23 protein-coding genes are annotated in these 17,355 nt (G+C 63.6%); 14 read left to right on the top strand and 9 right to left on the bottom strand.

Annotated elements, in window-relative coordinates; all coding sequences use genetic code 11:
- Window positions 1-20 precede the first annotated feature (20 nt).
- A complete protein-coding gene (rimI, locus tag BRA62_RS03935; RefSeq protein WP_331518814.1) occupies window positions 21-485 on the bottom strand; it encodes a ribosomal protein S18-alanine N-acetyltransferase in 465 nt (154 codons plus the stop codon).
- An 85-nt stretch (window positions 486-570) separates the two neighbouring features.
- Here rimI and BRA62_RS03930 point away from each other — a divergent pair, with 85 nt between their 5' ends.
- Window positions 571-1,833 (top strand): DUF1015 domain-containing protein, encoded by a 1,263-nt coding sequence (locus tag BRA62_RS03930; RefSeq protein WP_292364987.1) that lies wholly within the window; start codon window positions 571-573, stop codon window positions 1,831-1,833.
- Between the two features lie 47 nt (window positions 1,834-1,880).
- Entirely contained in the window at window positions 1,881-2,753 is an 873-nt protein-coding gene (gene hisG / locus BRA62_RS03925; RefSeq protein ID WP_292364986.1) for an ATP phosphoribosyltransferase, read from the top strand.
- A gap of 13 nt (window positions 2,754-2,766) precedes the next feature.
- Here the strand turns inward: hisG and BRA62_RS03920 are convergent, their stop codons facing one another.
- Window positions 2,767-3,408, bottom strand: a complete 642-nt coding sequence (locus BRA62_RS03920; RefSeq protein ID WP_292364985.1) for an FmdE family protein — start codon at window positions 3,406-3,408, stop codon at window positions 2,767-2,769.
- Between the two features lie 247 nt (window positions 3,409-3,655).
- Between BRA62_RS03920 and BRA62_RS03915 the strand changes: the two genes are divergently transcribed.
- From BRA62_RS03915 to BRA62_RS03890, 6 genes are read left to right on the top strand one after another with little or no spacing between them, the layout of a single operon-like run.
- Window positions 3,656-4,237, top strand: a complete 582-nt coding sequence (locus BRA62_RS03915) for a hypothetical protein (RefSeq protein ID WP_292364983.1) — start codon at window positions 3,656-3,658, stop codon at window positions 4,235-4,237.
- A 23-nt stretch (window positions 4,238-4,260) separates the two neighbouring features.
- Window positions 4,261-5,289, top strand: coding sequence for a hypothetical protein (locus BRA62_RS03910; protein ID WP_292364982.1), 1,029 nt, complete (start codon window positions 4,261-4,263; stop codon window positions 5,287-5,289).
- The gene (locus tag BRA62_RS03905) at window positions 5,283-5,789 is read left to right on the top strand and encodes a DUF7288 family protein (protein ID WP_292364980.1); all 507 of its coding nucleotides are present in this window, start codon (window positions 5,283-5,285) and stop codon (window positions 5,787-5,789) included. The genes BRA62_RS03910 and BRA62_RS03905 overlap by 7 nt, the downstream gene beginning before the upstream one ends.
- Window positions 5,777-6,157 carry a hypothetical protein gene (locus BRA62_RS03900; RefSeq protein ID WP_292364978.1) on the top strand — a complete coding sequence of 127 codons (381 nt, stop codon included), beginning with the start codon at window positions 5,777-5,779 and terminating at the stop codon, window positions 6,155-6,157. Before BRA62_RS03905 ends, BRA62_RS03900 begins: the two co-directional genes overlap by 13 nt.
- Window positions 6,138-6,584: a hypothetical protein gene (locus tag BRA62_RS03895; protein WP_292364977.1), complete on the top strand. Its 447-nt coding sequence runs from the start codon at window positions 6,138-6,140 to the stop codon at window positions 6,582-6,584. The genes BRA62_RS03900 and BRA62_RS03895 overlap by 20 nt, the downstream gene beginning before the upstream one ends.
- A gap of 15 nt (window positions 6,585-6,599) precedes the next feature.
- Window positions 6,600-7,334 carry a DUF7289 family protein gene (locus BRA62_RS03890; RefSeq protein ID WP_292364976.1) on the top strand — a complete coding sequence of 245 codons (735 nt, stop codon included), beginning with the start codon at window positions 6,600-6,602 and terminating at the stop codon, window positions 7,332-7,334.
- 92 nt (window positions 7,335-7,426) lie between these two features.
- Here BRA62_RS03890 and eif1A read toward each other — a convergent pair whose 3' ends face one another.
- On the bottom strand, window positions 7,427-7,753 hold the full coding sequence (eif1A, locus tag BRA62_RS03885; RefSeq protein WP_292364994.1) for a translation initiation factor eIF-1A: 327 nt from the start codon (window positions 7,751-7,753) through the stop codon (window positions 7,427-7,429).
- A 329-nt stretch (window positions 7,754-8,082) separates the two neighbouring features.
- On the opposite strand from eif1A, the gene BRA62_RS03880 reads away from it, so the two are divergent.
- Together BRA62_RS03880 and BRA62_RS03875 are read left to right on the top strand one after the other, a co-directional pair.
- Window positions 8,083-8,748 carry a hypothetical protein gene (locus tag BRA62_RS03880; RefSeq protein ID WP_292364975.1) on the top strand — a complete coding sequence of 222 codons (666 nt, stop codon included), beginning with the start codon at window positions 8,083-8,085 and terminating at the stop codon, window positions 8,746-8,748.
- Window positions 8,749-8,836: 88 nt separating this feature from the next.
- Window positions 8,837-9,718, top strand: coding sequence for a metallophosphoesterase (locus BRA62_RS03875; protein WP_292364973.1), 882 nt, complete (start codon window positions 8,837-8,839; stop codon window positions 9,716-9,718).
- A gap of 2 nt (window positions 9,719-9,720) precedes the next feature.
- Here BRA62_RS03875 and BRA62_RS03870 read toward each other — a convergent pair whose 3' ends face one another.
- Window positions 9,721-10,551, bottom strand: coding sequence for a restriction endonuclease (locus tag BRA62_RS03870; RefSeq protein WP_292364972.1), 831 nt, complete (start codon window positions 10,549-10,551; stop codon window positions 9,721-9,723).
- Between the two features lie 135 nt (window positions 10,552-10,686).
- Between BRA62_RS03870 and BRA62_RS03865 the strand changes: the two genes are divergently transcribed.
- Window positions 10,687-11,634 (top strand): ketopantoate reductase family protein, encoded by a 948-nt coding sequence (locus tag BRA62_RS03865; RefSeq protein WP_292364971.1) that lies wholly within the window; start codon window positions 10,687-10,689, stop codon window positions 11,632-11,634.
- A 6-nt stretch (window positions 11,635-11,640) separates the two neighbouring features.
- On the opposite strand, the gene BRA62_RS03860 is transcribed toward BRA62_RS03865, so the two are convergent.
- Complete coding sequence (locus BRA62_RS03860) at window positions 11,641-11,820, bottom strand: hypothetical protein (protein ID WP_292364970.1); 180 nt, start codon at window positions 11,818-11,820, stop codon at window positions 11,641-11,643.
- 92 nt (window positions 11,821-11,912) lie between these two features.
- Here BRA62_RS03860 and BRA62_RS03855 point away from each other — a divergent pair, with 92 nt between their 5' ends.
- Window positions 11,913-12,398, top strand: a complete 486-nt coding sequence (locus BRA62_RS03855; protein ID WP_292364969.1) for a flavodoxin family protein — start codon at window positions 11,913-11,915, stop codon at window positions 12,396-12,398.
- Window positions 12,399-12,405: 7 nt separating this feature from the next.
- On the opposite strand, the gene BRA62_RS03850 is transcribed toward BRA62_RS03855, so the two are convergent.
- The 3 genes from BRA62_RS03850 to BRA62_RS03840 all read right to left on the bottom strand — a co-directional run bounded on the left by BRA62_RS03850 (window position 12,406) and on the right by BRA62_RS03840 (window position 14,728).
- Window positions 12,406-12,681 carry a pro-sigmaK processing inhibitor BofA family protein gene (locus BRA62_RS03850; protein WP_292364968.1) on the bottom strand — a complete coding sequence of 92 codons (276 nt, stop codon included), beginning with the start codon at window positions 12,679-12,681 and terminating at the stop codon, window positions 12,406-12,408.
- A gap of 56 nt (window positions 12,682-12,737) precedes the next feature.
- Window positions 12,738-13,295 carry a transglutaminase-like domain-containing protein gene (locus BRA62_RS03845; RefSeq protein WP_292364966.1) on the bottom strand — a complete coding sequence of 186 codons (558 nt, stop codon included), beginning with the start codon at window positions 13,293-13,295 and terminating at the stop codon, window positions 12,738-12,740.
- A gap of 200 nt (window positions 13,296-13,495) precedes the next feature.
- Window positions 13,496-14,728 carry an NAD(P)/FAD-dependent oxidoreductase gene (locus BRA62_RS03840; RefSeq protein ID WP_292364965.1) on the bottom strand — a complete coding sequence of 411 codons (1,233 nt, stop codon included), beginning with the start codon at window positions 14,726-14,728 and terminating at the stop codon, window positions 13,496-13,498.
- 92 nt (window positions 14,729-14,820) lie between these two features.
- Here BRA62_RS03840 and BRA62_RS03835 point away from each other — a divergent pair, with 92 nt between their 5' ends.
- Window positions 14,821-15,870 carry a DUF2341 domain-containing protein gene (locus BRA62_RS03835; protein WP_292364964.1) on the top strand — a complete coding sequence of 350 codons (1,050 nt, stop codon included), beginning with the start codon at window positions 14,821-14,823 and terminating at the stop codon, window positions 15,868-15,870.
- 14 nt (window positions 15,871-15,884) lie between these two features.
- Window positions 15,885-16,403: an LEA type 2 family protein gene (locus tag BRA62_RS03830; RefSeq protein WP_292364962.1), complete on the top strand. Its 519-nt coding sequence runs from the start codon at window positions 15,885-15,887 to the stop codon at window positions 16,401-16,403.
- On the opposite strand, the gene BRA62_RS03825 is transcribed toward BRA62_RS03830, so the two are convergent.
- Entirely contained in the window at window positions 16,373-17,296 is a 924-nt protein-coding gene (locus BRA62_RS03825; protein WP_292364961.1) for a prenyltransferase, read from the bottom strand. The two genes, BRA62_RS03830 and BRA62_RS03825, sit on opposite strands and share 31 nt — an antisense overlap.
- Window positions 17,297-17,355: the final 59 nt, after the last annotated feature.

Below are 17,355 nucleotides of genomic sequence, written 5' to 3'. Positions count from 1 at the left end.
GTTCTACGAACCATCGCGTCCTAAAACCTGAACCACTTCATCATAATGAGGGCATCCTCCTCGTTCGCGTAGTAGCAGGCGACCTGGAAGACCTCCTGGTAGCCGAGACGGCGGTAGAACTCCTGTGCCCCGGTGTTGCTGACCCTGACCTCGAGCTGGACGGCACTCGCACCCAAAATAGCATACTCCTGCTCCAGGCGGCGAACGAGGTGCTTCCCGATTCCCCTGCGCCGATAAGCGGGGGCGACCGCGAGGTTCATGATATGCCCGTAAACCTCCTCCCCGGTATCCTCAATGCCCCCTGCGACGAAGCCGGCCAGATCTCCGCCGTTTTTTGCCACGAAGAACGTCTCCGGGTAGTAGGCGAGCGATTCCTGGAGCGCCCTCTCGTCCCAGGGGTCTTCGAAAGCCGACCTCTCGATGGCGACTATCTGTGGAACGTCTGCGGGCTGTGCCCGGCGAATGGTGAGTTGAAGCGGCATCATGGTTACCGGCCTCTCCCTCGTGGAGTGCTTTACCTAATATAGTGTCAGGAGACAAAATAGTAGGCACATACGAGTGGCGGTATCTATGGTTCAGATCTATCGTTTCGCGGCGGTCCGTCCGGGGTGGCGGTACTCCGAAAAAATTCCCTCCGTGCCCTACGACGTGGTGACGGCGGAAGAGGCCCGGGAGTGCATCGAGAAGAACCCCCTGAGTTTCCTGCGGGTCAGCCGGCCGGACGCCGAACTTCCCGACATCGCCCCGAACGACGACCGGGTTTACCGGCGGTCGCGGGAGGTCTTCGACGGCATGCTTGCGGACGGCCTGATGCAACGGGACCCCCAGGCCGGAATGTACGTCTACCGGGCGGTCCAGGACGGCGAGGAATTCATCGGGCTGGTCTGCTGCGTGGGAACAGAGGACTACGAGAACAGGCGAATCCGGCGGCATGAACTCACCCGGTACGACAAGGAGGAGGACCGGACCCGGCACATCGACGCGGTCGGCGCGAATACCGGGCTTGTCTTCCTGCTCTACCGGGACCCGGGCGAGATCTTTTCCTACGTCCGCTCACTCGTCAATGAGACGAAGCCCGACGGGAGCACCACGGCCACATCGGGCGTGCTCCACGAGGTCTACCGGATCGCCGACGAGACGGTTCTCGCCCGCCTCGAGAGCCTTTTTGCAGCGGTGCCGGAGACCTACATCGCGGACGGGCACCACCGGGCCAAATCGGCGGTGAACGTGGCGGAGCGACGGCGAAGCGAGGGCAGGTTCACCGAAGAGGCCGGGAAGTTCATGGCGGTCCTCTTCGCCCACGACCGCGTCCGCATCCACGGCTACAGCAGGCTTGTCACCGACCTCGGCGGCTACACCCTTCCGGGGCTCATCGATGCGCTCTTAACGGCGGGCTGGACCGTCCGCCCCTACGGGAAGGTCGACGCGGCCGGTTACCAGATCCAGCCGCTCGCGGCCCGGGATGGGCCGGTACACGTCATGCATTTCTACCTGGAGGGGACCTGGTACGAGGTCTCCCGGCCGGTCGCAGACCCGGCCGACCTGATCGGGTCGCTCGACGTCTCGGTCCTCCAGAAAGACGTCCTTGAAGGGATGCTCGGGATCTCCGATCCCCGGGGCGATCCCCGGCTCCACTACATGGGCGGGGCACAACCCCTCAGCGGACTCGAACAACTCGTGGACGCCGGCAAATACGCCTTCGCGGTAGCGATGCAGCCGGTGCCGATCGAGACGGTGCTCGCGATCGCCGATGCGGACGGGGTCATGCCCCCGAAGTCCACCTGGTTCGAGCCGAAACTCCTCTCGGGGCTCGTCATCCACACCATCGACTAAAAATCCGGATCACCACCTTTAATTCTTTTTCTGCCCGATCACCTCTTATGATCACGATTGCTCTCCCCAAGGGGAGCCTTGAAGCGCAGACGCTCCAGCTCTTCAAGGAGGCGGACCTCGAGGTCAGGCGGACAGACCGCGACTACAACCCCCGGATCAACGATCCGAGGGTCGGGAAGGTGAAGATCCTCCGGCCGCAGGAGATCCCGCTCTACGTCCAGATGGGCTACTTCGACCTCGGGATATCGGGGCTCGACTGGGTGCAGGAGAGCGGTGCCGACGTCGTGGAGGTTGCAAACCTCTCTTACAGCAAAACCGGCGACGGGAACGTGAAGATCGTGGTCGCGGTCCACCGCGACGAACCGATCGAGAACGTCACCGCCATCCGCCCGGGCAGCCGGGTGACGACCGAGTACCCCCGGATTACGGAGCGGTTCTTTGCGGACCTCGGGGTCCCGGTCAGGCTCTTTCCCTCCTACGGTGCCTCGGAGGCGAAGGTTCCCGACCTCATGGACGTCGTCGTCGACCTCACCGAGACGGGGAGCACGCTCAAGAAGAACGGGCTCAAGATCGTCGGGCAGATCATGGAGTCGCACACCGCCCTCCTCGCGAATCGCGAATCCCTCCACGATCCGGAGAAGCGCCGCGAGATCGAGGAGATTATAACCCTCCTCCTCGGGGTGATCGAGGCGCGTCACCAGGTGCTCCTGACGATGAACGTGCCCTCGAGCGCACTCGACCGCGTCATCGAGGTCCTCCCCGCGATGAAGAAGCCCACCGTCGGCAGGCTGCACGGCATAGACTACTTCAGCATCCAGACGGTGGTGCAGAAAGGACTCGTAAACGGCCTCATTCCGCCGCTCAAAGCCGCGGGTGCTGAAGATATTCTCGAGATCCCGATAGCAAAAATAGTGCGGTGAGGGGAGGCTGCCCTCAACCGCGCCGGGAGTACTCTTCCGAGCAGGCGTAGCAGACGAACTTCCCGTCCTCGACCCTGACGCGGGATTCGGCGGTCATTTCGCCGCACTTTGCGCATGGAACCGACGAAAAGATCCGGGCCCGCTCCGGGATCTCGATATCGACCTCCCGGATGATGAAGAGGTCCTCGGCGGGCGCCTCCAGGATAGCCTCGACGATGCGGTTCGCCCGCTCGTGGAACTCGGCCTGCTCCGCATCGGTTGCCTGTCCCTGCATCACCCGCGCCCGGAGCGGCGCGAGATCGGGGTCGAGCGAGTCGACGTCGAACGACGGGTTTGCCGCCACGCGGACCGCCGCCCCGGTTCTTCGGTTGATGAACGTGAATGCGTGCTTGCCGTGGTCCTTGAAGAGGAGGTTTCCCTTTCCGGCGGTGCAGCCGGTGAGAACCTGGATGGCGTCGACGCCGCAGGCGTCGGTCTCGGCGATGGTGACGAGTTCCTCGTCCTCCGACCGGCCGGAGCAAAGCCGTGAGAGGGCGATCTCTGCCGCCCGGTAGCCCGTCGCGAGGCCGGGGCAGACGTGACCGTGGAAGGCGGCCGCTTCGGCGAACCGGTCGTGTGCTTCTCCCGGCGTACCGGGGGGCGTGGTGTTACACATATGCTTTCCTTGCATGAGAGATTGTTACGAACATACGGATAAATGTTACGATAGCGGGCCGGAACTCGCGGGCCCGCCCTCCGGCATATAAGGGCGGAACCGCCCTGTCCGGCGAGCCCGGACACCAGATGAAATATTTTTGCCGCATGTGGCCTGCACATTTCCAATATCCTATTATAACGGCAGATCTTTGAAGATACAAGAGAGGTGGTTATTTATATGGCTTCGTGTATAATACCTGCTTTACATGAGAGTTCCCGGGGGCGTTCTGGCCCTGCTTGCCGTAATCTGTATCCTCTGCACGACGTGCGGTTGTCTCGGTGCGTCTTCACCGCCATCGGACGGCGGAACCGCCACGGGCGGCGGCATAACCCCCATCGACCAGCCGGAACCGTCGGAAGCCTGCACCCTCACCGAGGCTCTCGCGGAGCTGGATCTGCTCGGGGCCGAAGGCGGCCTGAACGTCACCAGCACATCGGTGCACCAGGTGCTCGGGGCCGGCGTGGACTCTGACGGCCGGGCCGCATCCTGGGCGCTCGGTCTTGCGGACGGCGAGGAAGTGCGCTGGCTCACGTTCGGTGCCATGGGCTGGAGGGAGATCTCGCTCCGTGCCCCCCTGCCCGACGAGGAGGTGAATATGACCGAGATCCTCTCCCCTGAGGAACTCCTCGCGATGCAGGAAGGGGTGCTCCGGCCGGTGATGGCGGCGCTCGATGCGGATACGGTCGATATCGCGCTCGCCGAGGAGATCTACACCGTCACCGTTCGTTCGGATGCCGGGATGGAGAGCCTCGCGTTCCGGGCGGATACCGGGGAGGTGGTCGCATAAGGCCGGTTACCGACGACGCCGCGATGTCGCTTGACTTCCTTGCGGGGTTCACGATCTTCATGCTCGCCCTGATCATGGTGGTGAGCATGGTGCCGGGGCTGCTTGCGGGTCTCGAGAGCAGCGGCATCGACTACGACGCGGTCGCCTACCGGACAGGGGTGATCCTGGTGGAGGATCCCGGCTGGCCGGTGTACCCGCCATGGGAGATGAAGACCGGGGCCTATAAGGACGAGATCGAGCGAATGGGGCTCGCGGTCTCGAAGGAGACCCCGAACATCCTCCTCTCGACGAAGGTTGATGCCTTCTTCAACGATACGTTCTTCACCGAGGAAGACTATCGCGGCAAGGCGATCTTCGGCGACATCCCCTACTCCTATAATATCTCGCTTAAGAGCGGTAGCGATCTCGAGCAGACCGGCGACCCCCTCCCTCTCGGCGGCTACGGTTACATCCGCCGGGTGGTGAAGATCAAGGAGCCGGGGATCGCAGTGATCAATGATAGTTTCGCGCCGCAGTACACGGCACCCTCCTCGGACCAGGAGTTCATCGTCCGGCTCAACTTCAGCAAGTTGCTCGACCCGACCATCGGGGCGGCCTACCGGATCGACCCGAGGACCGAGCCGGTGAACGTGACGATTACGGACTTCGGCGCGTACCTGAACAGGACCGATCCATTGGTCGATAATGCCACACTCCGGACCGTGACGTTCTGGAAGATGGATCCGACGAGGCCGATCCCGCAGTTTACCAAGATTCCGTTCTCGTACGGCACGGTAGATTCGAACCTCTACACCCTGCATATTGATGGTACTCCGACCCTGCACTCGCTCAGGCCGGACGAAAAGGTCTTCAACAACATCTCTCTCGTGCTGAAACCGGCGGCCACCTCAGTCTTCACCCTGGACCAGAACAGCATTCTGGATATCCGGTTTAATTTCGGGGACACCCCCTCGCGGACCAACATCACCGGCATCCACCACTACGACTACAACCCGGCAAACGTCACCATCCCCGCTCTCTCGACCGGCGTCCTGGAGGTGGCGATATGGTGAACGATGGAGGACAGCTCTACACGATGGAGGGCGTCGCGGCCGGGGTCATCATGCTCCTCACCGCGTACATCGTCATCAGCACGACGAGCGTCTACACCCCGGGGGATACCCATATCCCGGACATGCAGCTCGAGCAGCTCGGGAGCGACGTGCTTGCGATGATGGATACGCCGGATAGGGAGGGGACGGAGAGTGATCTGGAGAGATTCATCAGCGCAGGTGATAGTGCCGATTTTGAGGGCATGTTCCTGGACTACTGCAACATGACGGCTAGTGATACTGATGACCTGCACATGAGCGCAAACGTCACCTATCGGGAGGCAAGTTCGAATGTGATTAAAGAGCATCTGTTCGTTGAACCCGACAACACCTGGACGGGAAGGGAATCCGCCGTGCGGGTGACACGGTGGGTGCAGCTGGATTACAGGATCAATCCAGGAACCTATGATGGATCAAGAACACAAGCCGTCCTCGTGGAGGTGCTGTTATGGCGTGCATGAACGAAGACGGCCAGTGGATCGTGCTGATGGGCCTTCTGACCGCCCTGGCGCTGTTCTTCCTCGCGCTGATCATCAACCAGTCGGCGCTCGTCGGGCAGACGACCGCCGAAGGGGTGCTCGAGTTCCCGAAGAACGACATCCGGGACCTGCGGTCGGAGATCTTCGACTACATTGACCGATTTGGCACCATGAACTTCGACGGCGACGCGATTCGCAAAGACATAATCGAGATATCACTTGCGCGGAAGAATGCCGTCGTCGGCTTCACGGTGGGCGATCCACAGGACATCTCCGGGCGCATGCTCCGCCCGGTGACCATCCACTACTACAACGGGGTGACGGAGTACGATGAGACCGTGTATTACTGAACCGGTGAACGAGGAGGGCGTAACCAGGCTGATGGAGTATGTCATCGTCAGCGGCGTGCTGCTCCTGCTGATGGTCGTCATGATGTTCACCGTCAACGCCGTATTCATGGAGGGGCCGGCGGACACGCTCCGCTACCACGCCTTCGTGGATATCGGGAACGGGGTGAGCACCCGGATTGTGGATCTTTACGTGATCGCGCCCGGCAACGGGACGATCGCCACGAAGTTCGATATCCCCGACGACGTGGCCGGAAAGGGCTACTTCGTCGACGTGGGGATGACGGGAGCGAGCCAGGCGATCCTGGTGCAGGGCGGGAACATCCAGAGCCGGGTCGCCATCGCCGGTATCGGGGCAACGAAGGGTGTTTCCGGCAACACCACCGGCGCGGGATGGAACATGATCCAGTATGACTCAAAAGGGTTTTAGGAGAGGCGAATCTTCATGAAGATAAATGAGAAGGCGGTCTCCGAGGCGGTCGGGTTTGTCCTGATCCTCGGGATCGTCATCAGCGGCATCGGCCTGGTCACGCTCTACGGCTACCCGGTGCTCCTCAAGGAGCAGAGCAACACCGACGTGAAGAACATGGAGCGGGCGATGATCGTCATCCAGAACGACATGAAGAGCCTCTGCTACAAGAACGTGCCCTACAAGGAGACGTCGCTCCAGGTGAGCGGGGGAACGCTCGAGGTGATCAACTCCGGCGATTACGGGGGCTTTATCAACGTCACGAACGGCACCCCCTCGCTTCAGCAGGACTACTCACTTGGCGCCCTGATCTACCGCTCCGACCGCAGCACCGAGGTGATCACCCTTGAGAACGGAGCGGTGATGACGTGCCAGGAAGGGTCGGCGGGTTCGGCGATGCTTGCCGAGCCCCGGTGGTTCTATGACGGGCCCACGGGAACGTTCGTCATATACATCATGAACATCAGCACCGACGACCTGATGGCGAAATCAGGGATGGGGGCGGTGAGGATGAGCCTGGAGAACGTCGACACACAGGTCTACACCTCTCCCAACGACGTCACGGTGACGTATACACCGGATGGCGACAACGACCTTACCGTGGCGTGGGACAACTACCTGACCGGCATCGGCCCGAGCGGTACCCATACCCTGCTGGGGGTAAACAAACTCGTCATAAAAGAGTACAGGATCAAAATCTACGACATCTAATCTTTTTTGAATCCGGCACCCACGCAGAAGAGGATGCCCGCCCGCTCTTCGCACTGCTTCTGCCGTATGAGAGATGCGTTGTAAAAAGAGTATCAGAGATACCGGTTCTTCCGGAGCCACTCCACCTGGGGTCTCGTGTAGCGGTAGACGATGTCGCACTTCTCGTCCTGGAAACTCCAGGGCACGACGACCAGAACGTCCCCTTCCCGTATCCAGACCTTCTTCTTGATCTTACCCTTGATCCGCCCGGTGCGCGTCACCCCGTCGAAGCAGCGGATTTTGATATGGTTTGCGCCCAGCATCAGTTCGGCGCTTGCGAACATCTCCCGGTTCTTCTTGTTCGGCAGGCGTACGCGGATAATCTCCTCCCCCGCTTCCTCTCCTTTGGACTCGGGTTTGCGCTTTGCAGGATCCGTCAGTTCATCAACCCCATGTTCCAGCGTAGTTGGCCTTTTGTGTGTCCAATTTATACAACTGCTAGCTTATCAAATATTCTCCCGGAGGCTTGATGGCGACCGGAGCGGGCGGCGGCCCCGTCCCGGTGGCCCGGACGATCACCCGGCTCCAGGGACACATGGTCTTGCGCGAAAATGCGAAGAGGAGCCGCCAGAACCTGCACGGACCTCGTTCTTCGCGTGAACGGTATCCGGATAACGGTGCAGTCTCACGCGATGCCGCGAAGTACTGTCCCGGAGATCGTCACCGGGACGGTTATGTATGTTGCCGGGACTACCTACTCAACGTACTTATGGCATGCCCGGACCCGTCCCGCGGGATCTACCTCACCTACTTCATCCAGGGACTCATCCTCCTGAGCGCAGCCTCCAGCATCACGGCAGGCGAGTTCTTCCTCGGGCTCTCGGCAGGCGTCGCCTTCCTCCTGACGATGGCACCGTCCCTCATGACGAGGAACATACGCCTCTGCCTGCCCTGGGAGGTCAACCTCCTCGTCGCGGTCTCCCTCTACCTCCACGTCATGGGCCATGTCGGGGAGTATTACATCCTCTTCGCGCCCTACTACGACAAACTGACCCACCTCGTCTCCTCGATCACTGTTGCAGTCATCGCCTTCTTCCTCGCGGTCCTCGCCGAGCACCAGGGGGACGTCCGGCTGACGAGGGAGGCGATCGTCGTCTTCATCCTGGTTTCGACACTCGCGGCGGGGGCGGTATGGGAGATCTACGAGTTTGTGGTCGACCAGGCCTTCGATACGGGCCTCCAGCACGGGAACGCCGACACCATGATGGACCTCATCGTTGACCTCGTCGGGGGGACTATCGTCGCCGTAATCGCCGCTACCGCCCTCGCGAGGGGCGAGGTGCATCGCTTTATCCGGTTCTTCGCCGACCCGTCCTCCGGAACGGAGCCAGCCGAGATCGTGGCCGATCCGGTCGATATGGCTCGCAGCCGCTGACTCGCCCGGCATCGATCCTGCGGATCATATTTATATTTTAAAGATCGAATAAAATGCAGTGATCCTGAAGGCCCCCAGCGCACGACATATGGCATTATTCATGCTTCTCCTGCTTCCTTCCATGACCGGCTACATGGCCTGGGAGGCACGGGCCGTCGAGGTGACCGTCCTTACGATCGACGGGGCGCCCGAAGGCGTCGTCTATATCACCGACCCCCATATCAGGGCGTCCAACATCGACCACGTCCGGGAGGTGATCCGCGAGGTCAACCGCTTAAACCCCTCGCTCGTCCTGATAGGCGGCGACTTCGTCACCGGCAGGGAAGAAGACTTCGCCTCGCAGGCGGTGTGGCGGTCACTCGACGCACCGGCCTACGCCGTGCTCGGGAACCACGACTACCGGGTGGGGATCGACGGCCCGACAGGCATCGAGAGGACGCTTGCCACCTCGGCGTCGGCCGTGGACACCGCCGACGGCTACGACGTCTCCGCCTTGAACGACGGTTCCGCCGATACCGCGTTCGCCGACGATCTCACCGCGGCGCTGGAGGAGAACGGCGTCCATGTCCTCAGGAACGACTATGCCCGGGTTCCCGTCGGGGATGAAGAGATCGTCATCGTCGGCGTCGACGACGGGTGGGCCGGGATGGCGGACCCGCCCGACGTGCCGGCGACGGACCCATTCACCGTCTACCTCGTCCACGAACCTTCCTGCCGGGCAGACTGGGACGCCGACCTCATCCTCGCGGGCCACACCCACGGCGGCCAGTTCCTCTTCCCGGTCGTTGCGCAGTTAAACGATTTCGGGGTCGTCGAGCTTGCAGGTATGTTCGAGACGAACGGGACGCCGACCTACATCTCCCGCGGGGTCTGCAGCGCGAGTTTTGCGGGAGTGGACCTCCGGTTCAACTGCCGGCCCGAGATAGTCCTCATCAACCCGACCGAGGAGCAGTTCCAGGCGATCGCCTGATCTCACGCCTCAAGGATGGCACGCGCCCGGTTAGCGATCAGCAGCACCTCCTTGAGGGGGATGGCAGCGTCCCGGGCAATGGCCGCGGCGTCGCCGTAGGCGACCTGCTTTGCCGTGACGACCCCGGCAGCAGCCAGTCTGGCCGAGACAGACCTGCCCACCCCGGTAACGATCGTAACCGGATAGGATTGCGTCTTCTCGATCATCGCCCGGAGGTTCTGCTCCTCCGGGTAGTCCCACCCGATATGCCCGATCCCCCGGCAGGCCGCGTAGCGCTTCGCATGCTCCGATAGTTTGGTGTTGCAGACGATCAGGGCTCCGTCGATCGAGACGGTGCACCGCCCGGACCGGAACCCCTCCTGGAGGTCCTCGACGATTGCCCTTGCGATCCGCCCTTCGTCGAGGCCGGTCACCCGGTGGTGGCTCGCGTGGTGCTTCACCTCGACAAAGACGGTGGTGCCGTCTTTTTGCGCGATGGCGTCCACCTCGTGCTCCCCGCACCGCCCGGCGAGGATGCACCCGGTCTCCACCCGGTAGCCGTGTTCCCGGAGGAGGACCCGCACGAACTCCTCGAAATCCGGTTTGGAGCGCAGAAGGCCAAGCGCTCTGCGGAGGTTGGTCCGGTGCGCCACGGCGGGGCGAACGGCCTTTGCCCGGGTGCGGATCATCCGGAGGACCGCTTTGGTCTTCACCCCGTCCGGCACCGACCCCTCGATCTCCCCGGCGATCCGGTCAGCATCCTCCGCACCGATGCCCATATTCCGGAGCGTCCGCCGCACCTTCCCCCGGTCGAACGGCTGCAGGCTGCCGTCGGCCTTCGTGACGTGCTTCATCAGGTACGGTTCTCGGCACCCGGGACGAAAAACGTTCGCTACCGGGAGCACGGGCGCTCCGGGCCCCGGGTTTGCAACTTCCACCGTGATGGCACATCGTTATCACCTTCCAGCCCCAACAGGGGCTACGAGCAGATGAAAGCACTACAACGTCCGGTCATCCTGATCCTCGGCGCAGGGGCGGTCGGCCTCTCGCTCGCCGGAAAGCTGGAGAGCGTCGCGACGGTTTATGCAGCCTGCCGCCCGGTGCATGCCGGTGCAGTCCAGGAGCGCGGCCTCGTGATGGAAGGGGCCTGGGGGAACGGTACCATCGATGGGATTGCCTGTGTCTCCGGGTCGCAGGAGGTCCCGCCTGCGATTGACTTCGTCATCATCACCGCGAAGGGCACCGACACCCGGGCGATCTGCGAGGAGTACGCCGCGGTGATCCGGGGCCGGCCGACGGCAAGCCTCCAGAACGGCATCGGGAACGAGGAGGTCATCGCCCGCTACACCGACACCGTCATCGGCGGGACCGTGACGACGAACTTCTCGGTCATGGGCCCGGGACACGTCCGGGTCTTGAGCGAGAGCGCCCCGATGCACCTCGGGGTCTGGTCCGGCAACGGCGGCGGTGCGGCACTCGACCGCCTGATCGGCATCGTCCGGTCCGCCGGCATCCCGGTCGAGGCCGACAACGATATCCGCTCCGGAAAATGGGCGAAAGCCCTCCTGAACATCGCGGTGAACCCGATCTGCGCCCTCCTCCGCTCGCCGGTCGGGGTCGCCGCCGACGCCGGGATCCGGGAGATCGTCGACGGCCTCGTCCGCGAGACCTTCGCCGTCGCCGGTGCCGAAGGGGTGCGGCTCCCCTGGGCGACCGCCGACGACTACCTCGCCCACCTCTTTTCGGTGCAGGTGCCCGACTTCGCCGCGGTCTACCCATCCATGTACTACGACCTCCGGCAGGGCCGCCGGACGGAGATCGACCTTCTCAACGGGCATATCGCGGCCCTCGGGGAACGCCACGGCATCGCAACGCCGCACAACCGGTGCATCGCCGGCCTCGTCCGCTACGCGGAGGCGCACCCGGAGACCCGGTGAGGGGTTCTACTCCCCGCCCATCTTTTCCACGAGCCGCCGGGCCGCCTCTTTCGCCTTCGCCTCGGTCCTCCAGAGCCCGGTCTTTCCGACGGGATTTCCGTCCCGGTCGTAGAGCTGTACGTAGTAGCCGCCGTCCTGGCGGGCGAACCGGACCTCGCCGACGATATCGGGGCCGTACTCCTGCATGCCCTGAGAATATGGGCGCGAAGAATATGAGGGTTCCGCACCCCGCTGTTTCTATATGTGAGGAGGGTGTATGACCGCCCGGAGTGATGGTGATGATCCTCATTGCGTACTACTCCTGGCAGGGGCATACGGAGAAGGTGGCGACGGCGCTCGCGAAACGCATCGGCGGCAGACTTGCAACGATCGAACCGGTATCCGAGGTGGGGATGTTTCGGAAGGGCATGATGGCGGTGCTCGGGATGCGGGCGGCGATACGCCCGGTGCAGACGGATCTCTCAGACGTCGACTTCCTGGTCGTCGCAACCCCCGTCTGGATGCAGAAGGTCCCGCCCTACATCAACGAGTACCTCTCGGAGGTCACGAACGCCGCGGGAAAACCCTTCTCGGTGCTCGTGGAGATGGGGGGTTCCGGGGCGGAGAACGTCGTCGCGATCGTGAAAAAGAACCTCGAAGCAAAAGGGATGCGGTTCGTCTCGTCGGTTGCGACGCTGGAGAGCGAGGTCGACGCCGGGCGGTTCGGCCCGGCGATCGACGAGTTTGCCCGGACGATCGCGGGGGTTGCCGCTCCGGCCGTGTAGGTCCTCCTCAGAGCGTCAGCGGTATTCCGAGGAGGTGGAGGACCACCGTAATGAGGACGCCGAAGATCCCGCCGATCGCGCAGATCAGGACGGTGATGATGTTGATCGGGATGTCGGGCCGGCCGAACAGGCTCATCAGGTTGAGGAGATTGATGAGCCAGAGCAGGATCACGCCCACGACGGCGTTGATGATGAGGCCGGTCACGCTTTTCACGACCTTGTAGAGGACGACCGCGATGATGACCACCAGGATCAGAGCGAGGAGCCCTGTGAGTAAGCTCATACCGCCTCGTTTGACGCGGCTGGTATTGAACATTCCTACACGGGGCCAGACAACGTTCAGAGGTAGCCCAGAACCTCGAAGACCGGCTGGAAACAGACCCCGTCCCCGGTCTTGACGCATCGGACCCCGGGATCTCCTTCGTAGGCGCCCATCGTCCGGCCGTCACCGAGTTCGACCCAGTCGTGGACGGCAACGCCCTTCCCGAAGACCTCCACGTGGAGGGCATCGGTACGGAACGTCTCCGCATCCCAGACCATGATGCCGTGGACCGGCCGGGCGGCGATCCCGTTCCGGCGAAGGACCTCCGCACGAAGGAGCGCAAGATCGGTGCAGTCCCCTACCCCATAAGCAAGGGTCGCGTTGAGGCCCACCGGGAAGAGGCGGGGGGAGCCGTCGACGCAGGCAAACGTCGTCCGGCCCACCCGGTCGAGGAGTGCGTCGCGGGAAGATTCCCGGAGGGCGTCGGGAGATGCGGAAAGGAGGCCGATCTCGCCTACCGAGACCTCCCGGGCAGTGCTGAGCCCGGGATCGGCCCCTCCGCCGTCGTAGATCAGGTGCCCCTGGGGGATGAGAACTGAGAGGAGAAGAATCGCGTTAAGAATGCTCCAAACCACGTTACCGACTCAATATATTTTAATGCACGTGTTGCTATATTAGAGCTTCTATTTTGATGGGAGACGCGTGCGTCTCGAATATATGATTTTTCGGGGTATTATCGAGAAAGGGAATCCGGGGGCGCATCCAAAGGGAGATGGAGCTCCACATGTGATCGAGAAGAGGAACCGGCGCAAAAAGAGTTCCGGGGATTGGCGGGTCACCGGAGTGTGTGAAGGCCGGCGATATGCCGGGCGGCGAGGGCTGCGGTGGAGAACGCGGCCTGGAGGTTGTAGCCCCCGGTATCGCCGTCGATATCGAGCACCTCGCCGATGCAGTAGAGGCCTGGAACGATCCTGGACGCCATCGTCTTTTTGTCGATCCCCTCGAGGGCGACGCCGCCCCTCGTCACCATCGCTTCGTCGAACCCGCCGAGGCGGGCCACCCTGAACGGGAACTCCGCGAGGGATCCGGCGAGCGCGTTCCGGGCCTTCTTCGTGAGCCGGGCGCAGGTCTCTCCCGGCGGGACCCCGGTACAATCGAGCAGCCGCCGGACGAACCGTTCGGGAAGGACGAGATCGCAGAGGACGGTCTTGACCTGCCGGGTCCCGCCCGCCGCGACCGCTTCGGTGAGGCGGTTTCGCACCGCCTCCATGTTCGTCTCCGGCAGGAACGTGACCCGGAGGACGTCTCCCGGGAGGATGGAGCGGGAGAGATCGAGTATGCCCGGGCCCGAGAGCCCGGTGTGCGTCAACAGGAGGTCACCGGTGTGCCGGCCGACCCGCTTCCCGTCCCGGTAGACGGCCAGGGTGAGGTTCTGAAAGGAGATCCCGGCAAGGTCGGCGAACGGGTAGTCCGCGACGTAGACCGGAGTGAGCGCCGGGGCAACCTCTGTTGTCGGCTGGCCGAGGGCCCGGGCGAAGGCGTAGCCGTCCCCGGTCGAGCCGGTGGCGGGGTAGGAGGCCCCGCCGGTGGCGATGACGAGGACACCGGCCCGGACGGCCGCCTTCTCGGTCCGGACGAGGAATCCGTCGGCGTCGCGCTCAACTGCCCTGACGGCCTCACTGCACCGGATCTCCACTCCGCGGGCGGCGCACTCCGCGAGGAGGACGGCGAGGACATCGGCGGACCTCCGTGTCTCCGGGAAGACCTTACCCCCGGGCTCGGCCTTCATCGTGAGCCCCCGGTCGGAGAAAAAGGCGACGAGATCCCGGTTCGTGAAGTTCATGAGGGCGGGCCGGAGAAACGCCCCGTGGTCGCCGTAGTGCGAGAGAAAACCGGCAATTTCGCCGTCGTGGGTGATGTTGCACTGCCCCGACCCGGCAACCAGGAGTTTTCGCCCCGGAGCGGGCTTCTTCTCGAAGACGATGATGCTCCGTCCCTCCCCAGCGGCCTGCAGGGCGCAGAAGAGCCCGGCGGGGCCTCCCCCGATGATCGCGATGGTGTCGTTCACGGCACTAATCCGTGCTCTCCCACGGAGCATCAGCGTTGGGGTGCGGCGGGCCGCTAGATGGATATAGGGGCGGGTTGCATGGGGGCGACACCATGGATAACGCCTGGATCGTTCTCGTCGGAGGGATCGTTGCGCTGCTCCTCGCCGCCGGTGCCGGGGCGGCTGCAGAGATCCCGCACGCCGCCGTCCCCGTTACGCCCGCGGACGTGACCCCGCGGTACTGGTTGGGCGATACCGCCGGGGTGTTCGCTCACCGGCAGGCGGTCTCGGTCGAGAACCCCTCCGGCGTCGACGGTCTCGCGGTCGCCTTCAACGCCACCCATCTCCCGGGGATGCGGCCGGACTTCGCCGATATCCGCTTTACGGACGGGAACGAGACCGCCATCCCCTACTGGATCGAGAACGCGAGCGCCGGCTCCCACGCCCGCGTCTGGCTCGCCCTCCCGGCGAACGCGACGGCGGTCACGATGCTCTACGGCAACCCGGAGGCCCGGGACGCAGGCGACCCCGACGCCGTCTTCCTCTTCTTCGAGGACTACGAGAGGGGAGATCTCTCGCGGTGGTCGTTCTGCGGTTCGAGCGCCGGGGTTCAGGCGAGGGTCGTCCGCGACGGTGCATACGCCGGGGATATCAACGTCTCCGAGCCCGATCTGCGGCACCTCGCCAACAACCGGGTCTGCCTCGCGAACATCTCACACGGATCGATCGTCATCGAGGGGGACTTCCAGGTCAGCGAGTTCGGGAAGTGGTGCGGTTCGGGCTATATCCAGGCCTGGAACGGGACCAACCGATTGTATGCCCTCCACCTCCGGAACGGCTCCGTGCAGCACTACGACGGTGATCACCGGAACTTTTCTGCCGATGTCCGGGCCGAGACCGATACCTGGTACCACGTCAGGGTCGTCCTGGATACGCACAACGCCACCGGGCACGCCTGGATGGACGGCGAGTACCTGGGGAGTGCGCCCATGCGGTTTGCCGGCGGGTCGCCGGTGCCGAACGATACGGTCTTTGACGACTTCGCCCTGATCGGGTCTTCGGCGTGGGGTTCGGGCGATCCGCACCACTTCTACGCCGACAACATCGTCGTCAGGAGGTATGAGCCCGCCCCGCCGGTGCTCTCGTATGGGGACGGTTCATAAGGGGAGAGATCGGGATGTCGTGGCAGACCTCTATCCCGGCAGGGGGGATGCGGCGCACCGCCGTCACCCTCCTTATCGCCGTCCTGCTCTGCAGTGCCGGCTGCGTGGTTCCCGCGCTCCGGGAACCGACCATCACCCTCAGCGGGGTCGCGGTCGAGAACATCACCCCGGGGAGCATCGACCTCTCGCTCCGGCTGGTCGTCGATAACCCCAATCCCGTCGGCGCCACCCTGGCCCTGGTCTCGTTCGACGTCTACTTCTTCGACGACGGGCAACGGGTCTTCCTTGCACACGCCGAGCAGGAGGGGATTGCAGTCCGGCCCAATGGCGAGACCGCCGTCACCATTCCGGTGACCGTCGATAACCTGGGGCTCGTGCAGGCGTTCCTCCGGGGCCTCGCGGACGGGGCGGTCACGCTCCGGGTGAGCGGCTCGGGGGTCCTCGACTTCGGTGTCGCGACCTTCGAAGTCCCCTTCGACCGGACGGTGGAGGTGCGGCCCGGTCAGCCCGTAACGGCCACGAGGGCGAAATAGATGACGGCAAGCCCCTGGAAGGCGAAGTAGCCCTTGATATTCGCGACGGCGTAGGGAAGAGCGCCCGCCCGCCCGGCGCACCGGTGCGAGAAACCCCACAGAGCGATCCCGAGCGGGATGAGGGATACGAGCGCCACCGGCAAAAAGTCCACGGGAGCGAAGAAGCCGGTGAGGGCGAAGACGGTGAGCGACGCGGTCGCCAGCCCCGCCGCGAGGGCGATGAGCCGGAAAGCGAAGATGCGGCCTTTCCGGACGACGAGAGTCCGCTTCCCTCCGGCGATGTCGCCTTCCATATCCGGCATCTCGACGCTCGTGATGAAGACGAGCCCGTAAAGGCAGATCGGAACGGCGAAGGCAAAGAAGGCGGCATCAAGCGTTCCCATCGCAACGAAGTAGCCCGCCCCCGGCATCAGGAGGCCGAAGGTGATCATGTTCGTGACCTCGCCGAGTTTATGGTAGGCGAAGGCGAGCGGGGGCGCCGTGTAGAACCAGCCGAGGAGGTTCCCCGCTATGCCGAAGACGAGGAAGACGGCCGGGTAGGCGTAGGCGGTCACGAAGAAATACCCGATCAGGACCGAGACCGCCATCAGGGCGACGGCCGCCCAAAAAGCGGCGGGTTTCAGGTTCGGGTTGGCGGCGAGGACACCGCTACCCCCGGATATCGGCGTCGTCTCAACGAACCGGTCGGCGTCGGCGTCGAAGTAGTCGTTGCTGTAGTGGACGGAGAGGTGCGCCGCCGCCATGGCCGCGTAGCCGATGACGAACTGCGCCGGGGTGAACCGTGCCCCGAGGAGGAACGCGAGGAGCGCCCCGGCGGTGAACGGGATGAAGCCCGAAAGAAGGAAGTGGAACCGGCCGAGCCTGATGAACTCGCGGAGGGCACGGGTGTCCATGGAAGAGTCTCCCGTCGTGGAATGGGAAGAGCGGGTATGTATACTTTTCCGGGACCGGC

This window comes from Methanoculleus sp. UBA208, from assembly GCF_002498065.1.
Taxonomy (GTDB): domain Archaea; phylum Halobacteriota; class Methanomicrobia; order Methanomicrobiales; family Methanoculleaceae; genus Methanoculleus.
This window is presented reverse-complemented; position numbering and strand designations above follow the sequence as displayed.